We start from the raw sequence: 691 nt of genomic DNA on the forward strand, positions 1-691 counted from the left end.
GGTCGCGTTAAGTTTGGCGTGAATTGTGGTAGACAGCAACGGCTTCGAGCCAATTTTGAGCTGTCTCGAGTGCGACATTGCTAAAACTATTCGCAAACGAGGATGTTCGTCGTTCTATTTCCCAAAAAACACGTTCGATGGCATTCCGATTTCCATGTCGAATGACTTGAAATCGATAGCCGTCTTCAGCAAGGACTGAGCCAAGATAGTCTGCGTCATCGACGAGAAATTCGACGTTGTTCAGCTGATAGCGCCGGTGTAGCTCGGTGAGAAACCATCGCGTTGTCTGCTTATTTGTGGTTGGATAGAGGCTCACGTGAAGAATTTCGTTCGTCTGTGGATCAACGGCACCGTACAGCCAGAATTTCTGTCCGTGGAGGCGGATCATCTTTTCGTCAACCGCGAGTTGATCCTCTGAGACGGTCGAGATTGGCTGTAGATCGGCCTTATGAACCCAATTATGGATCGCGACGTGACTCCGCTTGATCCCAAATAGTTCAAGATGTTTACTTACCTCACGCAGTGACATACCGGCCAAGTGACAGCGGATCCCTATTTCAATCGCCCAGCGCGGAGTTCGATCTCGCTCCACAAACGACAAGTCGATCCACGCGGTACGTTCGCTGAGGCGGTCGAAATCTGTCATAGACACTCAGAACTCGTCCGCCTCATCCTCTAACTTAACGCGACC

1 protein-coding gene is annotated in these 691 nt (G+C 50.4%); it reads right to left on the reverse strand.

Annotated elements, in window-relative coordinates:
* Window positions 1-7: 7 nt before the first annotated feature.
* On the reverse strand, window positions 8-646 hold the full coding sequence (locus EXE51_RS17395; RefSeq protein WP_137693184.1) for an IS6 family transposase: 639 nt from the start codon (window positions 644-646) through the stop codon (window positions 8-10).
* Window positions 647-691 lie beyond the last annotated feature (45 nt).

It is taken from the genome of Halorubrum sp. CGM5_25_10-8B (assembly GCF_005435095.1).
GTDB lineage: Archaea > Halobacteriota > Halobacteria > Halobacteriales > Haloferacaceae > Halorubrum > Halorubrum ezzemoulense.